Origin of the sequence: Ensifer sp. 2TAB8 (assembly GCF_052115125.1) — a bacterium.
In the GTDB taxonomy this organism is placed as follows: Bacteria; Pseudomonadota; Alphaproteobacteria; order Rhizobiales; family Rhizobiaceae; genus Ensifer.
Genome location: NZ_JBFRGB010000018.1, coordinates 1 through 20268, shown reverse-complemented (window position 1 = coordinate 20268; position 20268 = coordinate 1). Strand labels below are relative to the sequence as shown.

The following is a 20268-nucleotide window of genomic DNA, read 5'->3' as shown; positions in this document are numbered from 1 at the left end:
TGAAACACCGACGACCCCGGAGACTTTGATGAACCTTGTCCGCACCGCCATGCTGCTTGCAGTCATGACCGCCCTGTTCATGGCGGTGGGCTTTGTCATCGGCGGACGCGGCGGCATGATGATCGCCTTCGTCATGGCCGCGGGCATGAACTTCTTCTCCTACTGGAACTCCGACAAGATGGTGCTGCGGATGTATCGCGCCCAGGAGGTCGATGAGCGCAGCGCGCCGGAGTATTACGGCATCGTCCGTGACCTTGCTAGAAATGCCGGCTTGCCGATGCCACGCGTCTACGTGATCGACAGCCCGCAGCCGAATGCATTCGCCACCGGTCGCAACCCGGAAAATGCCGCGGTTGCCGCCTCCACCAGCCTGTTGCACGCGCTCAACTATGATGAAGTGGCGGGGGTGATGGCCCACGAACTGGCGCACGTGCAGAACCGCGATACGCTCACGATGACGCTGACGGCAACACTCGCCGGCGCCATCTCGATGCTCGGCAACTTTGCCTTCTTCTTCGGCGGCAACCGGGAGAACAACAACCCGCTCGGTTTCATCGGCACACTGGTCGCGATGATCGTGGCGCCGATGGCGGCGATGCTGGTGCAGATGGCGATCAGCCGTACCCGTGAATATTCGGCAGACCGGCGCGGCGCCGAGATCTGTGGCAAACCCCTGGCATTGGCCTCGGCGTTGCAGAAGATTGCCGGTGCGGCCCACCAGATTCACAATGACGACGCCGAGCGCAACCCGGCGACCGCGCATATGTTCATCATCAACCCGCTCTCCGGCGAGCGAATGGACAATCTGTTCTCGACCCATCCGAACACCGAAAATCGGATCGCGGCCCTACAGCAGATGGCCCAGGAAATGTCTTCGGTCTCGACGCCGCCGGTTCGTGCTGATAATCCCGTGCGCAAATCGCGCTCTGTGCCTTCTACCGGTTGGGGTCGCGGTGGTTCCGAACCGCCCAAAGGTCCCTGGTCCTGATGTCTGCAGAAAACAAAAACGATTCACGCCCGAAACGATCACACCGAGACGGTGCATCCGCAAAGTCGAAGAAGCCCGCCGCTGCGCCCCGCGGGCCGGAAAAGCCGGGCTTGAGGGCGCGTCAGGCCGCCGCAAAGATTCTGGCGGCGGTCATCGACCGCAAGACGTCGCTCGACGGCATGCTCGACAATGAACATGGCAATCCGGCCTATCGCGAACTCAACGAGCCCGATCGCGCTCTGGTTCGGGCGATCCTGAACTCCGCCCTTCGCCATCTCCCGCGCATCCAGGCCGCCATCAATTCGTTGCTGCAGACGCCCCTGCCGGAGGGTGCGCGCGCGCTTGAGCACGTGCTTGCCGTGGCAGCGGCGCAGATCCTCTATCTCGATGTGCCGGACCATTCTGCCGTCGACCTCGCGGTGGAGCAGGCGCAGGGAGACCCGCGCAATCGGCGTTTCGCCAATCTGGTGAATGCCATTCTCAGGCGCCTGTCGCGTGAGAAGGACGCCATTCTCGAAAGCGTGCGTGACTTACCAGCGATGCCGGACTGGTTCTTCGAGCGCCTGGTTGCCCGCTACGGCGCAGAACCAGCCCAGCAGATCGCCGAAGCGCAGCTCACGCCGGCGGCTATCGATCTGTCGGTCAAGTCGGAACCCGCTGGTTGGGCCGAGCGTCTCGGAGGCACCGTCCTGCCGACAGGTTCCGTTCGTCTTGGCGCATTCTCCGGTTCCATTCCTTCCTTAGCCGGATTCGACGAAGGCACCTGGTGGGTTCAGGATGCCGCAGCGTCGATACCGGCGCGGCTGTTCGGCGATCTCGCCGGCAAGCGGGTCGTCGATCTCTGTGCAGCACCGGGTGGCAAGACTGCTCAACTCATTCTCGCTGGTGCCGAAGTGACGGCGCTTGATCAGTCCGGCAGCCGCTTGCGTCGGTTGAGGGGCAATCTGAAGCGGCTTGGCCTGGAGGCGGAGACGAAGGAAGTCAACATGGCCGACTTCCAGCCGGAAACGCTGTTCGATGCGGCGCTGCTCGACGCGCCCTGCTCTTCCACCGGTACGACGCGTCGTCACCCGGACGTGCTGTGGACCAAGGGGCCGGAGGATATCGCAAAGCTCGCTGCCTTGCAGGAGCGTCTGCTCCGCCATGCGCTCACCGTGGTCAAGCCCGGCGGCATCGTCGTCTTTTCCAATTGCTCTCTCGATCCGCTCGAAGGCGAGGAGGTCGTCGAACGGGTGGTCGGCTCCGGCGCTGCCTATGAACGGATTGCTATTTCGGCTGCGGATTGGCCGGGGCTTGAGGATGCTATCACGCCACTTGGCGAAATGCGCACCACGCCGGCCATGCTGCCGCTCGATGCACCCTTCGCCAGCGGTCTCGATGGCTTCTACGCGGCGGTGATTCGCCGCAAATAGCACCGTCGATTGAGTTCAGGCCTGTCAAAATGGGGCTCAAGGCCCTGTTTTGTCGCGTCATTTGACGCTTTGGCGTCGGAGGCCTATCAAAGATGACAGTATTGATAAAAGTTTAACGGTCTCTCTGGCACCATGCGGCGGCTGGCGCGAGACCATCGCCCGTTCGGACGTTTGAGCGGTCGTGCCAGAAATGAGGAAACCGGCGGCGTTGATGTTGTTTTCCGGCAGGCGGAGGCTTTCTTACCTGTATGTGCGTGAAGGCTGGCGTCGTGTGTCGCGCCGGCTATCGATCGGTCGCGTCTCCACTTTGCGTTTTACCGGTTCGACGCCCAACCGCCTGATTGTCGCGCCGACCGATCTTCGAGCCGTCGATCCCTTCGTTGCCGAAGAAATTCTCGCCGGGCGCTTCCCGCTTGCGGGCCGCGTCCTCGATACGGAAGGCGAGTCGCCGTTCGAGATCGACTTGCCGTCACGCGAATTCGCGGCGCGCTTGCATTCCTTCGGCTGGCTGAGACACCTGCGTGCGATCCGCGAGGATGCCGGCTATGTGCGCTTGCGCCAAATCGTCGACGACTGGATCGCCACCCATGGCCGCGATCTTGGCGGCATCGCCTGGGATCCGGATATCATCGCTCAGCGCATCATCGCCTGGCTTTCGCATTCGCCCGTGGTTCTGCGCAATGCGGAACATGGCTTCTATCGCCGGTTCCTCAAGAGCCTTGCGCTTCAGGTGCGCTACCTTCGTCATATTGCCGAAACGGTGCGTGACGGCGAGGCGAAGTTGAGGGTGCGGCTTGCGCTCGCCATGGCGTCGGTCTCCATGCCGGCTTCGCCGAGCGCCATCCGCAAGGCTTCGCGCCATCTCGATCTCGAGCTCGACCGACAGATCCTACCGGATGGCAGCCATTGCTCGCGTAGTCCGCGGGCCGGGCTCGAATTGCTGCTTGACCTGCTGCCGCTCAGGCAAACCTACGTCAATCTCGGCCATGACGTGCCGTCGCGGCTGATCCCGTGCATCGACCGGATGTATCCGGCTCTGCGCTTCTTCCGGCATCAGGGTGGCGAACTTGCGCTGTTCAATGGCGCGACATCTGTCCTGGCGCATGAACTGGCCTCGGTGCTGCGCTATGACGAGACGGCAGGCGAGCCGTTCCGTTCGCTGCCGCATGCGCATTACGAGCGTCTTGCGGTCGAGAACACGGTTGTGATCATGGATACCGGCCGCCCGCTTTCCGTCGACCTTTCGCGAAGCGCCCATGCCGGCTGCCTGTCCTTCGAAATGTCCTCCGGCAAGACGCGCTTTGTCGTCAATTCTGGCGCACCGAAGTTTGCCGGCGATCGTTTCCGGCAGATTTCGCGCACAACTGCAGCGCATTCGACGGTCACCGTCAACGACACGTCCTCGTCGCGTTTCTCACAATCCCGTTTCCTCGGGCCGATCATGACGACAGGCGTCTCCAAGGTCGCGGTGACGCGTAAGGACGATCCCGGCGGGCTGGAGTCGGTGACGGCCAGTCATGATGGCTATCTCGCCGCCTTCGGCCTGGTGCACGAGCGTGACATCGGCGTCCTGAACGGCGGCCGCATGATCCGCGGTCGCGATCGGTTGTCGCGTGCCGATGGCAGTGATCCGGACGAAGCCGATACGGCGACGGCGGTGGCGCGCTTCCATATTCATCCGGCCGTCGGCATTCGCCAGAACAACGCGCGCGAGATCTTTCTGACCGCGCCGGATGGCGAGATCTGGCTCTTTGCCTGCCAGGATGGGGAGCTTGCGGTGGAAGAGGATATCTTCTTTGCCGATCCCTCCGGCATCCGTGCATCGTCCCAGTTGACCGTAACCTTCGCCGTTGCCCGCCAGCCGGAGATCCAGTGGACCTTCTCGCGCGCGAACTGAGGTGTCTGTTTAACGCCAAGGTTGGTCGGGAAATTTGTCTGGCGTCTTCAGATCCCATTCCGCCGCGCCGCCGTTAGTGACTGCGCTGATGAATTTGGATCGATCCGATCCAAATTCATCGCGATCTTCGGGCGTGTCGAGGTTCCTTCGACCGGCAAGCTATGCTAACGGGCAGCCATCTCAACCGCCGGAGCTTCCTCCCGGGCGTCCGGCGCCGCCAAAGGAGCATGGTTGATGGCTGTCGCCTCCAAGAAAATCCCCGCCCCGAACGAGGTTACGGTTCGCACCGCCCTCCTCTCCGTCTCCGATAAGACCGGCGTCGTCGAGCTCGCGCGCGCCCTGTACGAAAAGGGCATCCGACTCGTTTCGACGGGCGGCACGCACAAGGCACTCTCGGAGGCTGGCCTGCCGGTAAGCGACGTTTCCGAACTGACCGGTTTTCCTGAAGTCATGGACGGTCGCGTCAAGACGCTGCATCCGGGCGTGCATGGCGGCCTCTTGGCGATCCGCGACGATGCCGATCATGTTGCCGCCATGTCGGCGCACGGCATCACCGCGATCGACCTCGCGATCATCAACCTCTATCCCTTCGAGGAAGTCCGGGCCAAGGGCGGCGACTATCCGACGACGGTCGAAAACATCGACATTGGCGGCCCGGCAATGATCCGCGCCTCGGCCAAGAACCACGCCTATGTGACGATCGTTACCGATCCGGCCGACTATTCCGTGCTGCTCGAAGAACTTGCTTCCGGCAAGACGACCTATGCCTTCCGCCAGAAGATGGCGGCCAAGGCCTATGCCCGCACCGCGGCTTACGACGCTGCGATTTCCAACTGGTTTGCCGAGGCGCTCGACACCCCGATGCCCCGCCACCGGGTCATCGGCGGCGTCTTGAAGGAAGAAATGCGCTACGGCGAAAACCCGCACCAGAAGGCCGGCTTCTATCTGACGGGCGAGAACCGCCCGGGTGTTGCCACCGCAGCCCTGCTGCAGGGCAAGCAGCTCTCCTACAACAACATCAACGACACGGATGCCGCCTTCGAGCTGGTGGCCGAGTTCCTGCCTGAGAAGGCACCGGCGGTCGCGATCATCAAGCATGCCAATCCTTGCGGCGTTGCCACCGCGCCGACGCTTGCCGAAGCCTATCGCCGGGCGCTTGCCTGCGATTCCACCTCGGCTTTTGGCGGCATCATCGCGCTCAACCAGGAGCTCGATGCGGAGACGGCCGAAGAAATCGTCAAGCTCTTTACCGAAGTGATCATCGCGCCTTCCGTCAGCGACGCAGCCAAGGCTGTGATTGCCCGCAAGCCGAACCTGCGCCTGCTTGCGACCGGCGGCCTGCCGGACCCGCGCATTCCGGGCCTTGCCGCCAAGACTGTCTCGGGCGGCCTGTTGGTGCAGACGCGCGACAACGGCATGGTCGAGGATCTCGAACTCAAGGTCGTCACCAAGCGCGCGCCGACGGCGCAGGAACTCGAAGACATGAAGTTCGCCTTCAAGGTGGCCAAGCACGTGAAGTCGAATGCGATCGTCTACGCCAAGGACGGCCAGACGGCCGGCATTGGTGCCGGGCAGATGAGCCGCGTCGACTCGGCCCGCATCGCGGCCATCAAGGCCGAAGAAGCCGCCAAGGCGCTGGGTCTTGCAACGCCGCTGACCAAAGGCTCGGCCGTTGCTTCCGAAGCCTTCCTGCCGTTTGCCGATGGCCTGCTCTCGGCGATTGCGGCGGGCGCCACCGCCGTCATCCAGCCGGGTGGCTCGATGCGCGACGAAGAGGTGATTGCGGCTGCGAACGAGCATGGCGTCGCCATGGTCTTCACCGGCATGCGCCACTTCCGCCACTAAGGTCGTCCGGACGGGCGCTGGGCGTTTGTCCGGAATTGGCCGCAAGGACCGAACACTCAGAAGCCGTCGCGTCCCCGGGATGCGGCGGCTTTTTTGCGTCCGTCATCGGCCGGATAGGGCGTGCGCAGAAGGATCAGCAGGCCGACAACCAGAAAGGCGATGAGCGCCATCATGCCGATCCTTGCCGAACCGGTCGCGAGCGTGATCGTGGCAACGGATGCCGGGGCGAGGAACGAGGTGGCCCGGCCGGATAATGCATAGAGGCCGAAGTAGCGACCGGCCTCGTCCAGGCTGACGCTGCGGGCGAGGTAGGAGCGCGACGAGGCCTGAACGGGCCCGAAGGCGACGCCGACGAGCAGACCGTAGAGAATGTAGGCCTTTTCGGCGGCGGTGCCGAACAGGCCGCCGGTATCTTCCATCGACAGCGGCAGCAGCCCGAAGAGCGTGAAGCCTGGGCCCGTCGACACGATGCCGATCGTGGCAATCGTCAAGCAGATCAGGCTGGTGGTGACGATTGCCTTGGAGCCAAGGTGCGCATCCAGCCAGCTCGCACAGAGGCAGCCGCCGATCGCGACGACGTTGAGAATGATGCCGTAGACGCCGAGCTCCAGGGTCTGCCACGCGAACATCGCGGCGGCGAAGGTGCCGCCGAGCGCCAGGAGACCATTGACGCCGTCCTGGAAGATCATGCGCGCGATGAGGAAGCGCAAGATTCCGCGCCTTTCCCGAAGCTCGCCGAGGGTGCCCTTGAGCTCCCTGAGGCCAGTGACGGTTGCCTTGCTGAGAGACATCGCCGCCTTGGTGGCATCGGGCGTGAACAGGAACATCGGCAGGATAAAGACGAGGTACCAGATGGCGGAGATCGGTCCGGTGATGCGCGCATCCTCCCCCTTTGCCGGATCAAGACCGAACAGAGGGTCGATTCCAAGTGCCGTCTTGCCATCTTCGGCGCTGCCGGCAAGCAAGGCAACGACGGCAATGAGCACGATCATGCCGCCGAGATAGCCGAGCCCCCAGGCGATGTTGGAAATGCGCCCCACGTCCTTCTCCGGCACCAGGCGTGGCATCATCGAATCGTTGAAGACGATCGAGAATTCGGCCGCGACCGTCGCAAGGATCATGAAGATCGCCGGATAGAGGATCGGCGAGCCAGGAGCGGCAAACCAGAGCATAGCCAGCGATGCGATCTTGATGACGGCGAAGAAGGCAATCCAGGGTTTGCGCGGCCCAGTGGCGTCGGCGATCGAGCCGAGCACCGGCGACAGAACCGCGATGATGATGCCCGAAACGGTGAGCGTATAGCCCCACATCGCCTGGCCGACGGCATGGTCCTCCGTCAGTCGGGAAACGAAATAGGGGCCGAAGATGAAGGTGGTGATGACGGTGAAGAAGGGCTGCGCTGCCCAGTCGAACAGCATCCAGCCGGCAATGCCCGCACGGGACGTGCGTGGCTGGTCTTCAGTCCTCTCGGCCGAAATCTGCAAGGTCCCCTCCCGAAACGACTGCGCCGCGCGTCTTCAGAACGCGCGGCGCAGCCTATCTTCAATTGAACCGATTCCCAAAGGTTCGGAGCAGGATGCGGACAAAAAAACTGCCCGCATCCACCTTTGTCCTGTTACTTCGCCCTACCGCGTGCAAGGTCGTTGAGGAGACCTGCAGCGACGGTGATCTTCGCGAGCGTAGTTTCCCCCTTCTCGGTCAAAAGTCGGAGCTGGCCGGTCGCCTGGGCGACACGGACGCGTTCGCTTTCTTCCCAGGCGGCAACCGGATTGCGCTCCTTCTTCTGCTCGCGCAGCGCTGCCGCGGTGATATCGCGCCGTGCAGCGGCGATATCGGAGACGGCGCGTGACAGCGCCATCGCCTCGAACTGCTCGGTTGCTGGAACGCGATCGGATGCCGCCAGCAGGCGGTTGATCCGGAGCGTATCGGTGACGGCGAAGTAGCCCTGCGCCGTGCGGCTCAGCGTCTCGCCGGTTTCAGCGGCAATCTGCATGATCTCGGGCACGAGCGTCATCAGCGCCAGTTCCGAGATTTCCTCGGCGAGCTTGGCGGGGACGCCGCCCTCGACGAAGGCTGCGGTCTTCAACCGTGCTTCCTCGGCGCTCTCGCCGGAGACTGCAGTGCGCATGGTCGCGCGCAGCTTCTGCAGGCCATCGCCGAGGCGCGATACCGCCTCGGAGACCGAGCCAGTCGCCGCATGGGTGCGCAGCGCCCGCTCGGTGACGAGCGTGAAGATGCGGCCAACCTCCTGATAGAGGATGTTCTGCAGGCCGCCGCCGATCTTGTTGTCGAGCGCGTCGATCTCGTCATAGATCCGCGGCAGGTCGAAGCCGTCGAGCGCCAGCACGGCCGCCTTGACGACGTCAGCCGAGAGGAAGCCGGTGGCATCCGTCAGCGTCGAGACGAAGGCCGGACCACCGCGGTTGATGACCTCGTTGGCGAGAATCGTCGCGATGATCTCGCGGCGCAGGCGGTGCCCGTGGATGTCGCCGGCATAGGTCTTGCGCATCTTGCCCGGGAAGTAACGCTCCAGCGTCGCCGTGAAGTAGGGATCGTCGGGCAGCTCGCTCGCAATCAGCTCATCGAAGAGGACGAGCTTGGAGTAGGAGAGCAGCACGCCGATTTCCGGGCGGGTCAATGGCTTGCCTGCCTGGTAGCGCTCGGTCATGGCCTGGTCGGTCGGCAGCGTCTCGACCTTGCGGTTGAGATGGCCGTCGGCCTCCAGCCGCGTCATGAGACGGCCGAGCGTCGTGCGGTTGCCGAGCCCTTGCATTGCGGTCAGCGAGATCGCCAGCGACTGCTCGTAGTTGTTGCGCAGCACCAGGTGACCCACCTCCTCGGTCATCGAGGCGAGCAGCGTGTTGCGCTTCGGACGGGTCAGGCGACCATCGCGCATGGCCGAGGCAAGCGCGATCTTGATGTTGACCTCGACGTCCGACGAGTTCACGCCGGCCGAGTTGTCGATGGCATCCGAGTTGCAGCGGCCGCCATTGAGGCCGAAGCCAATACGGCCCTTCTGGGTGACGCCAAGGTTGGCGCCTTCGCCGATGACGCGGGCGCGGACCTCTTCGGCCGCCACGCGAATGGCGTCGTTGGCGCGATCGCCGACTTCAGCATCCGTTTCGTTGCTGCCGCGCACATAGGTGCCGATACCGCCGAACCAGAGCAGATCGACCTGGCTCTTCAGGATCGCGTTCATGATCTCGAAGGGCGTTGCCTTCTGCTTGTCGAGGCCGATGGCTGCCATCGCCTGCGGCGTCAGCGTCACCGATTTCTCCGCACGCGAAATGATCATCGCGCCTTCCGAAAGCGTCTTGCGGTCATAGTCCTGCCAGCTCGAACGCGGCAGGGCGAACATGCGCTTGCGCTCAGCAAAGGAGCCATCGATATCCGGATTCGGATCGATGAAGATATCGCGGTGATCGAAGGCCGCGATCAGGCGGATCTTTTCAGACAAAAGCATGCCGTTGCCGAAGACGTCGCCCGACATGTCGCCGACGCCGGCAACCGTGAAGGGCGTCGTCTGGATGTCGGTGTCCATCTCGCGGAAGTGCCGCTTGACGGTTTCCCAGGCGCCGCGAGCGGTGATGCCCATCTTCTTGTGGTCGTAACCTGCCGAACCACCCGATGCGAAGGCGTCGTCGAGCCAGAAGCCCGCTTCCTGCGCCAGGCCGTTGGCCGTGTCGGAGAAGGTCGCGGTGCCCTTGTCGGCGGCAACGACGAAGTAGGGGTCGTCGCCGTCATGGCGCTGCGTATCGGCCGGCGGCACGACGTCCTGGCCGACGATGTTGTCGGTGACCGACAGAAGCGTGCGGATGAAGGTCTTGTAGGCTTCGGTACCAGCCTTGAAGATTTCGTCGCGGGTGCCGCCGACCGGAAGCAGCTTCGGATAGAAGCCGCCCTTGGCGCCGACGGGCACGATAACGGCGTTCTTGACCTGCTGCGCCTTCACCAGGCCGAGCACTTCCGTGCGGTAGTCCTGGGCGCGGTCCGACCAGCGAAGGCCGCCACGGGCGACCTTGCCGAAGCGCAGGTGCACGCCCTCGACCTCGGTGCCGTAGACGAAGATTTCGCGGAACGGGTGCGGTTCCGGCAAACCGTCGAGCTGCTTCGGGTCCAGCTTGAAGGCAAGGACCGCGCGCGGCTTGCCGTCGACGTCATGCTGGAAGTAGTTGGTCCGAAGCGTTGCTTCGATCGCGTTGACGTAGCGGCGCAGAATCCGGTCTTCGTCGAGGCTCGGAACCGCCGAGAGCGCGTCTTCGATCGCGGACAGCAGCGCGTTGCACTTCTTGGCGCGCGGCTTGTCCTCGAGCTTCGGATCCATGCGGGTCACGAACAGCTTGAAGATGTCGGCGGCAATTGCCGGATACTTGTTCAGGGTGTCGGCGATGTAGCCCTGTGAGTAGGTGATGCCGGCCTGGCGCAGATAACGGGCATAGGCGCGCAGCACTGTCACTTCGCGGGCGTTGAGGCCCGCAAGCAGGATCAGCCGATTGAAGTTGTCGTCCTCGATCGAGCCGTTCCAGGCGGCCAGGAAGGCTTCTTCCAGGGCCGGGCCGGTCTTGTCGAGGTTCAGCGCGTGTCCGTCGCGGTGGATCAGCTCCATGTCGTGCAGCACGACCTTGCGCTGTTCTTCGCCGTGGGCGTTGACGCCGATGTCATAGGTCTGCTCGCTGATCACCCGGAAGCCGAGGTTTTCGAGCAGCGGCACGCGGCGCGACAGCGATACCGGTTCGCCGGCGTGGAAGATCTTCAGCTCGGCCGTATCGGCACGCATGACCGCGCGGGGATAGTTGTAGAACGAGATCCGGATCGGATCCGGACCCTTGCACGCAGCGATGTCGGCCAGATCGGCATAGGCTTCCGCCGGCGTGAAGAACGACTGGTAGGCATTGTCGACATCGAGCTCGATGCCGTCCTTGCGGGCGAGCAGGTCGAACCGGTCGATCCAGCGGGTGACGATGCCACGGACCGCTTCTTCGAGCTTGGCCTGCGGAATGCGCGGCGTCTTGCCGGCGGAGCGGCCGATGATGAAGTGGACGCGGGCGAGGCCCCCTTCCGGGAAGGCCGGATAGTAGGCGGAGACGCGGCCGTCATAGACCGTCTTCAGGTAGTCGCCGATCTTTTCGCGGACATCCGAATCGTACTGTTCGCGCGGTACGAAGACGATGACCGAGACGAAACGGTCGAAATGGTCGATGCGCGGCAGCACGCGGATGCGCGGCCGGTCGCCGAGTTCGTTGATCTGCTCGCAGAAGGCGGCAAGCAGGCCGACATCGATCTGGAACAGGTCGTCGCGCGGATAGGATTCCAGCGTATTGGCCAGCATCTTGCCGGAGTGGCTCTGCGGGTCGTAGCCGAAGTGATCGACGATCTTCTCGATCTTGTGGCGCAGCAGCGGAATTTCTGCTGCCTGGCGCGTATAGGCGGTCGAGGTGAACAGGCCGACGATGCGCAGTTCCCCGGTGACATTGCCGTCGGCGTCGAACCGCTTGATGCCGATATAGTCCATATAGGCGCGGCGGTGCACGACGGACTTCACATTGGCCTTGGTGACGATCAGGAAATCCGGGCCGTCCAGGAAGGCGAGGATTTCAGGCGTGGTTAGCACCGCGTCCTTGCCCTGGCGCAGGACGCGCACGTCGGGGTTCGAAAGGATGCCGAGGCCCCTGCCCTTGCCGCGTTCGACGGCTGCCTTCTCGCCCTTGCCCGAATAGGTGTATTCGCGCATCCCGAGGAATGTGAAGTTGTTGTCACGGAGCCAGCGAAGGAAGGCGAGCGCCTCGTCGCGATCGCTCTTCTTGCGCGACGCGTTGTAGGCTTCGAGCTCCTGCATGGCCTGGTCGAGCAGCGTCGTCATCGCCGGCCAGTCGTGCACGGTCTGATGGACCTGCTCCAGCACGTCGCGGATGCGGTTGCTGAGTTGCTCGGCTTCGACGGGGGCCAGCTTCGTCAGGTGGATCTGGATGTGGCTGACGCGGTGCGACGGATCGCTTTCCTCTTCCGGATCGAAGAGTTTTGCCGGTTTGCCCGGTTCCTTGACCAGAATGGGGTGGATCGCGAGGTGAATGTCGCGGTGCGTGCTGGTGATCTCCCCCATGATCGAATCATAGAGGAAGGGCATGTTGTGTTCGGTGATCGCGATGATCGAGACCTCGGTGCCGCCAGGCGCGACGCCTTCGACGCTCTCGACCGAAACCTGTGGCTTGCCACCGTCCCAGCGGGTGAGTTCCCGATGCGCGTGGGCTGCAATCAGCGCCAGCATGTCCGCCGAATAAAGATCGAGGTCGTCGTTGCTGGCCCCACCGAAGAGGATCTCCGGCGCCAGCCCGTCGACGCCCAGTTTGATGGCGGCCGCCTTTGCTGCGTCGATGTGTCTGTCCCGCTTCGGATTGTATTTCACGCCCATGAAGTCTCTCCCATTCATGATAGGCCAAACCCTATCAGAACCATGGCTAATGGCGACCGCTTTTTACGCCGATTTCGGCAAAATCGAGCCAAAAATTGGAGAATTTCACGTGAAAACAGCTTAAATCCATTTAAATCGAAGGCAAATTCGCGAAAATTGCTCGAAAATCGATGAAAAAGCACGAAAACGCTAGCGGCTTCGACTGGACCTATCTGCCATCGCCTGTTGACAGGGCAGTGACAGTCGGGTGATCAGAGTTTCTAGACCGAAGGATTGGACTCGTCGATGCCCGAAATGCCCTCCCTGCCCGGTGCCGTCATCGTCATCTCGAGCCATGTCGTGCGTGGCAAGGTCGGCAACCGGGCCGCGGTCTTCGCGCTGGAGACACTGGGGCACCCGGTCTGGGCCTTGCCGACAGTCATTCTCCCCTGGCATCCCGGGCACGGACGCTCGACCCGCGTCACCATCTCGGACGCGGATTTCCAGTCGGTGATCGACGATCTCATTGCTGCGCCCTGGGTCGACGAGGTGCGCGCCGTGCTTTCCGGCTACCTCGGCTCGGCCGGACAGGCTGAAGGCGTTTCCCGGCTGGTGACGGCGCTGAGGGAGCGCAATCCCAAGCTGATCTATGCCTGCGATCCTGTCATTGGCGATGCCGGCGGGCTCTATGTTCCGGAGGCGACCGCGACGGCCATTCGCGACCAGTTGCTGCCGCTTGCCAATCTGGCGACGCCGAACCGCTTCGAGCTGGCCTGGCTTGCGGGCGCGACGCTGGAAACGAATACGGCGATCCTCGATGCCGCGCTCGGCCTCGGCCCGGCCCGCGTGCTGGTGACATCGGCGGTGCCGATGATGAGCGGCGGTACCGGCAATCTCTTCCTTTCGGGCAATCACGCGCTGCTCGCCGAACATCGGCTCGTCGAGAACCCGCCAAACGGTACTGGAGACTTGCTGACCGCCGTCTTCCTGGCGCGACTTCTCGAAGGATTGTCGGAGGAGCGTGCATTGCAAATGGCGACCGCGAGCGTATTTGAAATCATCGCCCGCAGCGTCAAGCGCGGGGCGGATGAACTGACGATCGAGCAGGATGCGTCCAGCCTTTCGACGCCGATGGCGATGGTGCAGATGCGCCGGCTGGTGCATCCCAATCAGATACGGCGAAAATAGAAGAAGCTGTTCATCGACGATGCCTGGAAGACATCGTGGATTGAACTTTGGATCATGATGACTTTCATGACTCGGAGCTGGACGCGGGCGAAAGCCGGCACCCAGCCCGAAGCAGCAGCGGAGCAACCGATGGACAAGCAGCAGCAGCGTTTTCCGGATCACCTTCTGAACGGCTACCACAACTTCATGAACGGCCGCTTCAGCGAACAGCAGAAGCGCTACAAGGCGCTGGCGGAAACCGGCCAGAAACCGAGGACGATGGTCGTCGCCTGTTGCGATTCGCGCGCCGCGCCGGAAACTATCTTCGATAGCGGGCCGGGCGAACTCTTCGTCGTGCGCAACGTCGCCAATCTCATGCCACCCTACGAGCCCGACGGTCACTACCATTCGACTTCGGCGGCGCTCGAGTTCGCCGTGCAGTCTCTGCGTGTCAGCGATATCGTCGTGATGGGCCATGGCCGCTGCGGCGGTATCAAGGCGGCGCTCGATCCGGATGCCGAGCCGTTGTCGCCGGGTGACTTCATCGGTCGCTGGATGAACCTGCTGAAGCCGGCCGCCGAGCAGATCCAGAGCAACGACGTCATGACCCAGGGGGAGCGGCAGCGCGCGCTGGAGCGGGTCTCGATCCGCAACTCCCTCGCCAACCTGCGCACCTTCCCCTGCGTCCAGATTCTGGAAGCCAAGGGCAAGCTGCATCTGCATGGCGCCTGGTTCGACATCTCGACCGGCGAGCTCTGGGTCATGGATCCCACGACCGGCGACTTCTCCCGTCCAGGCATGTAGTCAGCAGAAAGCCCGGTTCGTGAGAACCGGGCTTTGCATTCTTTCGAAACGTTTAGCGCATCCCAAGGGATGCGCAAACTGGTGACGATCAGAGGCCGTCGATCTCGGCGCCGATGATGGCGATCGCCTGCTGGTAGACGGTTGCCGCGTTCCAGCCCTGGATCGCAACGAAATTCGCCTGGCCGGGCTGATAGCCGGCGCCAGGCTGCCAGCCGTGGCCGCGCAGGAAGTTGGCGGTCGAGGCCAGTGCATCGGCCTTGGAGCGAACCATGTCGATATGGCCGTTGCCGTCGCCGTCGACGCCGAATTTCAACACGTTGGCCGGCAGGAACTGTGTCTGGCCGATCTCGCCATGGGCAGCACCGCGCGCATCCGGGCTCAGGTCGCCGCGCTGCACGAGCTGCAGGGCGGCATAGAGCTGGTCGGTGAAGTAGTCCGAACGGCGGCAGTCATAGGCGAGCGTCGAAACGGCCGAGAGCGTATGCTCCTTGCCCATGAAGCCGCCAAAACCGGTTTCCATGCCCCAGATGGCGATCAGCGGGCCGGCCGGCACGCCGAAACGGCGTTCGATGCTGGTGAAGAGCGCAGCATTCTGCTGTTTCATCTTCTTGCCACGCGAAATGATCACCTGCCCGCCGCGCTTCTGCATGAACTGGTCAAGCGAGAGCTTGAAGCTCTTCTGGCCGCGGTCGGCGCGGATCGTCGCCTTGTTGTAGGAGACGCCGGACAGGGCACGATCGAGCACCTGAGGGCTGATGCCGTTGCCGGAGGCCTCCTGCTTGAAGTTCTGTACCCAGGCGGAAAAGCCGCTGCCGTCATTGCCGCATTGGGCGGCGGATGCCACCGCCGGAAAAACTGCAGTCGAAACCAGGGCAGCAAGCCCCACCGCTACGCACTTTGCCCTGTGCATGAAATACCCCGTCATAGCCCGAATCTCATCGCTTTCAAAAATGCCAGCCTTCGCCGGCCGTGTCACCTGCCGGAAGCGGCGGTAACTTTTTCGTGGTTTCACGTGAAGCCGGGCGAAATGACCCGCGATCGTGAAACAGGAAACCCGCCAAGCCCGAATGGGCTCGGCGGGATGAACTGCTCTACCGTTTCTTTCAGGCTGCCTGCTTGCGCGGCTTGATGAGGCCGCGGTTGACAAGGAGCTCGGCGATCTGGATCGCGTTCAGTGCTGCACCCTTGCGCAGGTTGTCGGAAACGACCCAGATGTTGAGGCCGTTTTCAACGGTCGCGTCTTCACGGATACGCGAGATGTAGGTCGCGTCTTCGCCGGCACTTTCGTAAGGCGTGACGTAGCCACCGTTCTCGTGCTTGTCGACGACAAGGCAACCCGGCGCCTCGCGCAGGATGTCGCGCGCCTGGTCGGCCGTGATCTCGTTTTCGAACTCGATGTTGACCGATTCCGAGTGGCCGATGAAAACAGGGACGCGCACGGCGGTGCAGGTCACCTTGATCTTCGGATCGAGCATCTTCTTGGTTTCGGCCAGCACCTTCCACTCTTCCTTGGTGTAGCCGTCTTCCATGAACACGTCGATGTGCGGGATGACGTTGAAGGCGATGCGCTTGGTGAACTTCTTCGATTCGATCGGATCGGCAACGAAGACCGCACGGGTCTGATTGAACAGCTCGTCCATGCCGTCCTTGCCGGCGCCCGAAACCGACTGGTAGGTCGAGACGACGACGCGCTTGATCTTGGCATGGTCGTGCAGCGGCTTCAGCGCGACGACGAGCTGGGCGGTCGAGCAATTCGGGTTGGCGATGATGTTCTTCTTGGTGAACTGCGTGATCGCGTCCGGGTTCACTTCCGGCACGATCAGCGGCACTTCGGCGTCGTAACGCCAGGCCGAAGAGTTGTCGATGACGACGCAGCCCTGCTGGCCGATCTTCGGCGAATACTTGAGCGAAACGGCGCCACCAGCCGACATCAGGCAGATATCGGTGTCGGAGAAATCGTAGTTTTCGAGGTTCTTGACCTTGAGGGTCTTGTCGCCGAAGGAAACTTCCGTGCCCTGGGAGCGGGCCGAAGCAAGCGCGACAACTTCATCCGCGGGAAAGCCGCGTTCGGAAAGGATGTTCAGCATCTCCCGGCCGACATTGCCGGTGGCGCCTGCGACTGCAATCTTGAAACCCATGATCTAAGCTCTCTTTTCTGTCTCTCCTCGTCGGGTGAGGGGGAAACCGCGCGAACTGCCGCGAGGGTTCCTGTCCCCGGCCAAACCGGGGAGAGAGCGGAGGGCCAGAGACGTCAGACGGTTTTCGTCGTCGTTTTGGCCGTTGTTTTGCAAGCGAACGAAAAATCGACATCCTGCCCCGCGGCAAGAGCCGACAGGATCAAAGCAGCGATGGCTAGACCGATCGGTCGCATGGTGGTGATTTCCTCGTTCGTCGCTGCTCTTACGCGGTTTTGAGGAAGAGTCAAGACATCGCGGTCCGGCAACGCGTTCCCGGACGTTGCCGCGGTCGATCGCCGCATTAGACGAAAGTCATAAGCCGAAAGCATCTCTGCCTGCGCCGGTGGTTTTCTGACATCCTCTTCACCAGGCGCACCACGTCCGGACGTTCTAGGGAGGAATGCCGGACCAGCCAATGGGCGCTCCAACAAGCTGTTTTGGAGTGGAGGATAAACAAAATGGCAAATGTCGCGACAGCGGACGACGCAAAAGCGCGTCCGATGACCGGCGAGGAGAAGAAGGTCATCTTCGCCTCGTCGCTTGGTACCGTGTTCGAATGGTATGACTTCTATCTCTACGGTTCGCTCGCCGTCTATATCGGCGCGACCTTCTTCAGCTCCTACCCGGAAACGACGCGTAACATCTTCGCGCTTCTGGCCTTTGCTGCGGGCTTCCTGGTTCGCCCGTTCGGCGCCCTGGTCTTCGGTCGCCTGGGTGACCTCGTCGGCCGCAAATACACCTTCCTCGTGACGATCCTGATCATGGGTCTGTCGACCTTCCTGGTCGGCATCCTGCCCGGCGCCGCCTCGATCGGCATCGCTGCACCGATCCTGCTCATCGTTCTGCGCATGCTGCAGGGCCTGGCGCTCGGTGGGGAATATGGCGGTGCCGCGACCTACGTGGCCGAGCACGCGCCAAACGGGCGGCGTGGCTACTTTACCTCCTGGATCCAGACCACGGCGACGCTCGGCCTGTTCCTGTCGCTGGTGGTGATCCTGCTCGTGCAGTTCGCCCTCGGCAAGGAAGCCTTTGCCGCCTGGGGCTGGCGCATCCCGTTCCTGCTGTCGTGCGTGCTCCTCGGCATCTCGGTCTGGATTCGTCTGAAGATGAACGAGTCGCCAGCCTTCAAGAAGATGAAGGAAGAGGGCAAGACTTCCAAGGCGCCGCTGTCGGAAGCTTTCGGCCAGTGGAAGAACGCCAAGATCGCGCTGCTGGCGCTGTTCGGCGCCGTCGTCGGCCAGGCCGTCGTATGGTATTCCGGCCAGTTCTACGCGCTGTTCTTCCTGACCGGCGTGCTCAAGGTGGACGGGCAGTCGGCGAACATCATGGTTGCCGTTTCGCTGTTGATCGGCACGGGCTTCTTCGTGCTTTTCGGCTGGCTCTCCGACAAGATCGGCCGCAAGCCGATCATCATGGCCGGCCTGCTGCTTGCGATGCTCACCTACTTCCCGCTGTTCAAGGCACTGACCTGGGCCGGTAACCCGGCGCTCGCTCAAGCACAGGCAACCGTCCGCGCGACGGTGACCGCGGCCCCCGGCGATTGCAAATTCCAGTTCAACCCTACGGGCACGGCGAAGTTCACCACCTCGTGCGATATCGCAACCGCATTCCTGACCAAGAACTCGGTACCCTATGATGTCGTGACGACGGCGGCTGCCGGTACGGCCGCGACGGTCAAGGTTGGCGAAACCACGATCAACAGCTACGACGCGGTCGCTGCAGGCGATGGTGCCAAGGCTGCCAACGGTGCCTTCGAAAAGCAGGTCAACATGGCCCTCCACAATGCCGGCTACCCGCTGGTACGTGGTGCCGCCAAGGTTCCGGAATCCAAGCTTGACGGCTTTGTTGCCGCCAATCCGGAACTGTCGCTCGATGCGGCCGCTGTTCGCGGTGGCGAAAAGACCATGGTTCCGGCCGACAAGCTGGTCGCCGACAAGCTGCTGACCAAGGATGAAGTCGGCGCTGCCACCGAAATGGCCGTCTATACGATTGCCGGCGGCGGCACCTATGCAATGGTGGCCGATCCCGCCAGCGTCAACTGGACGACGATCATCGCCGTTCTGACAGTGCTCGTCATCTATGTGACGATGGTCTACGGCCCGATCGCCGCGCTGCTGGTCGAACTCTTCCCGACCCGCATCCGCTACACCGGCATGTCGCTGCCCTACCACATCGGCAACGGCTGGTTCGGCGGCCTGCTTCCGGCAACGGCCTTCGCGATGAGTGCTGCCCAGGGCGATATCTACTACGGTCTCTGGTACCCGATCGTCTTCGCAGGCATCACGCTGGTCATCGGCCTGCTGTTCCTGCCGGAAACGAAGGACCGCGACATCCACGCGATGGACTAGGCTTGAAATGCTGCAGTTCCGGCGGCAATGCCGGGACTGCTCCAGATCTTCCCCGAGCTATCACGGCTCTCCTGACTCCGGCGCGGCCTCCGCGCCGGCTTTTTTATGGGCTCGGGTCGCTGCGTCCCACGAGCGGCCATCCGCCCTCGCCCAGGCGAAACAGCCGACCGAACCTGGCAAAGAGAAACGCCATCATCACTGACGTCCAAAGACCAAGGAGCAGTCCCGCTGCGACGTCGCTCGGATAATGCGCGCCAACGACGACACGGGAAACGCCGATGGTCAGCGCGAGGACCAGAAAGAGCGGTCGGAGGTTCGGCAACAACATGGCAAAGACACCGAAGAAGGCGCCGGCTGCCGTCGAATGGCCGGAGGGGAAGCTTTCGTAGAGATCGGTGGTGGCAAACGGCGTCAGGCTATAGGCGCCGAGTTCGGCGAAAAGCTCGGGCCGGGCACGCCCAATGAGAAACTTCAGCGTATGGACCAGTGCGCTGGCGCTGCCGATCGTCAGCAGGAAATAAGCCGCAAGATCACGGGCGGTGCTTGCCTTGCGCTGAAAGGGCCCTTGGGTGGCGGCGCGGCGCAGGACGAAAGCGGCGGCCAGGACGATGGCGGAGAGGTAGATCATCCAGCCGAAGCGGCCGAAGTCGGTGATCTTTTTGTTGAAGTCGACAATGCCTGCCGGCAAGCCCTGCGCCTTTTGCGACAGGAAGGGGTCGAGCGGAACGAGGGCGAACAGAAGGATGGTCGTCGTCAGCAAAATCCATCCGGTGGCCGCAAGTGGTCGTTTCATGACGCTCCGTCCTGCCGCCCTGTTTGTTGAGTGCTGCGGCCATTGTTGTCTTCAGTGGCCCTCGGCCTCACATCTCCCGATGTGTCAGTTCTTTTGGCAAATTCAAGGCGATAAACGCAAAACACCTCCGGATGCGCTCCGGAGGTGTCTGTTTTCGTAGGCCTGTTGGCGTCAGTGTGACGCCGTTCGGGATCGGTCGTCGCTTAAGCCGAGAGCGCCTTGAACTCGGCGAGGATGGCATCGCCCATTTCCGTCGTTCCGACCTTCTTTGCCCCTTCGGCCATGATGTCGCCGGTGCGGATGCCCTGGTCGAGCACGTTGGCGATCGCCTTTTCGAGATTGTCGGCTTCCTTCACGAGGTTGAAGGAGTAGCGCAGGCACATGGCAAACGACGCGATCATCGCGATCGGGTTGGCAATGCCCTTGCCGGCGATGTCCGGCGCCGAGCC

Annotated in this window: 14 protein-coding genes; 7 read left to right on the top strand and 7 right to left on the bottom strand. The window is 62.7% G+C overall.

The features are described 5' to 3' along the window. Nucleotides 1-28: 28 nt before the first annotated feature. The 4 genes from htpX to purH all read left to right on the top strand — a co-directional run bounded on the left by htpX (nt 29) and on the right by purH (nt 6142). A complete protein-coding gene (htpX, locus tag AB4Z53_RS25080; RefSeq protein ID WP_441598242.1) occupies nt 29-988 on the top strand; it encodes a zinc metalloprotease HtpX in 960 nt (319 codons plus the stop codon). After that, on the top strand, nt 988-2400 hold the full coding sequence (locus tag AB4Z53_RS25075) for an RsmB/NOP family class I SAM-dependent RNA methyltransferase (RefSeq protein WP_441598240.1): 1413 nt from the start codon (nt 988-990) through the stop codon (nt 2398-2400). The genes htpX and AB4Z53_RS25075 overlap by 1 nt, the downstream gene beginning before the upstream one ends. A gap of 211 nt (nt 2401-2611) precedes the next feature. Further along, nucleotides 2612-4297, top strand: coding sequence for a heparinase II/III family protein (locus tag AB4Z53_RS25070; protein ID WP_113541275.1), 1686 nt, complete (start codon nt 2612-2614; stop codon nt 4295-4297). Nucleotides 4298-4531: 234 nt separating this feature from the next. Beyond that, nucleotides 4532-6142, top strand: coding sequence for a bifunctional phosphoribosylaminoimidazolecarboxamide formyltransferase/IMP cyclohydrolase (purH, locus tag AB4Z53_RS25065; protein ID WP_441598238.1), 1611 nt, complete (start codon nt 4532-4534; stop codon nt 6140-6142). 56 nt (nt 6143-6198) lie between these two features. Here the strand turns inward: purH and AB4Z53_RS25060 are convergent, their stop codons facing one another. Together AB4Z53_RS25060 and AB4Z53_RS25055 are read right to left on the bottom strand one after the other, a co-directional pair. After that, complete coding sequence (locus tag AB4Z53_RS25060; RefSeq protein WP_441598331.1) at nt 6199-7560, bottom strand: MFS transporter; 1362 nt, start codon at nt 7558-7560, stop codon at nt 6199-6201. A gap of 197 nt (nt 7561-7757) precedes the next feature. Next, the gene (locus tag AB4Z53_RS25055) at nt 7758-12551 is read right to left on the bottom strand and encodes an NAD-glutamate dehydrogenase (protein ID WP_291153083.1); all 4794 of its coding nucleotides are present in this window, start codon (nt 12549-12551) and stop codon (nt 7758-7760) included. A 285-nt stretch (nt 12552-12836) separates the two neighbouring features. Between AB4Z53_RS25055 and pdxY the strand changes: the two genes are divergently transcribed. Then, nucleotides 12837-13718, top strand: coding sequence for a pyridoxal kinase PdxY (gene pdxY / locus AB4Z53_RS25050; protein ID WP_291153080.1), 882 nt, complete (start codon nt 12837-12839; stop codon nt 13716-13718). A gap of 129 nt (nt 13719-13847) precedes the next feature. Then, complete coding sequence (locus tag AB4Z53_RS25045; RefSeq protein WP_113541270.1) at nt 13848-14501, top strand: carbonic anhydrase; 654 nt, start codon at nt 13848-13850, stop codon at nt 14499-14501. 88 nt (nt 14502-14589) lie between these two features. Here the strand turns inward: AB4Z53_RS25045 and AB4Z53_RS25040 are convergent, their stop codons facing one another. The 3 genes from AB4Z53_RS25040 to AB4Z53_RS25030 all read right to left on the bottom strand — a co-directional run bounded on the left by AB4Z53_RS25040 (nt 14590) and on the right by AB4Z53_RS25030 (nt 17094). Continuing rightward, nucleotides 14590-15411 carry a lytic murein transglycosylase gene (locus AB4Z53_RS25040; RefSeq protein ID WP_113541307.1) on the bottom strand — a complete coding sequence of 274 codons (822 nt, stop codon included), beginning with the start codon at nt 15409-15411 and terminating at the stop codon, nt 14590-14592. 193 nt (nt 15412-15604) lie between these two features. Next, on the bottom strand, nt 15605-16639 hold the full coding sequence (locus tag AB4Z53_RS25035; RefSeq protein WP_113541269.1) for an aspartate-semialdehyde dehydrogenase: 1035 nt from the start codon (nt 16637-16639) through the stop codon (nt 15605-15607). A 113-nt stretch (nt 16640-16752) separates the two neighbouring features. After that, nucleotides 16753-17094: a hypothetical protein gene (locus tag AB4Z53_RS25030; RefSeq protein WP_441598235.1), complete on the bottom strand. Its 342-nt coding sequence runs from the start codon at nt 17092-17094 to the stop codon at nt 16753-16755. 42 nt (nt 17095-17136) lie between these two features. Between AB4Z53_RS25030 and AB4Z53_RS25025 the strand changes: the two genes are divergently transcribed. Next, nucleotides 17137-19026 carry an MFS transporter gene (locus AB4Z53_RS25025; RefSeq protein ID WP_113541267.1) on the top strand — a complete coding sequence of 630 codons (1890 nt, stop codon included), beginning with the start codon at nt 17137-17139 and terminating at the stop codon, nt 19024-19026. Nucleotides 19027-19129: 103 nt separating this feature from the next. Here AB4Z53_RS25025 and AB4Z53_RS25020 read toward each other — a convergent pair whose 3' ends face one another. Beyond that, nucleotides 19130-19819, bottom strand: coding sequence for a phosphatase PAP2 family protein (locus AB4Z53_RS25020; RefSeq protein ID WP_113541266.1), 690 nt, complete (start codon nt 19817-19819; stop codon nt 19130-19132). Between the two features lie 203 nt (nt 19820-20022). After that, nucleotides 20023-20268 (bottom strand): isocitrate/isopropylmalate family dehydrogenase (locus AB4Z53_RS25015; RefSeq protein ID WP_441598224.1); only part of this gene is annotated, 246 nt, incomplete at its 5' end.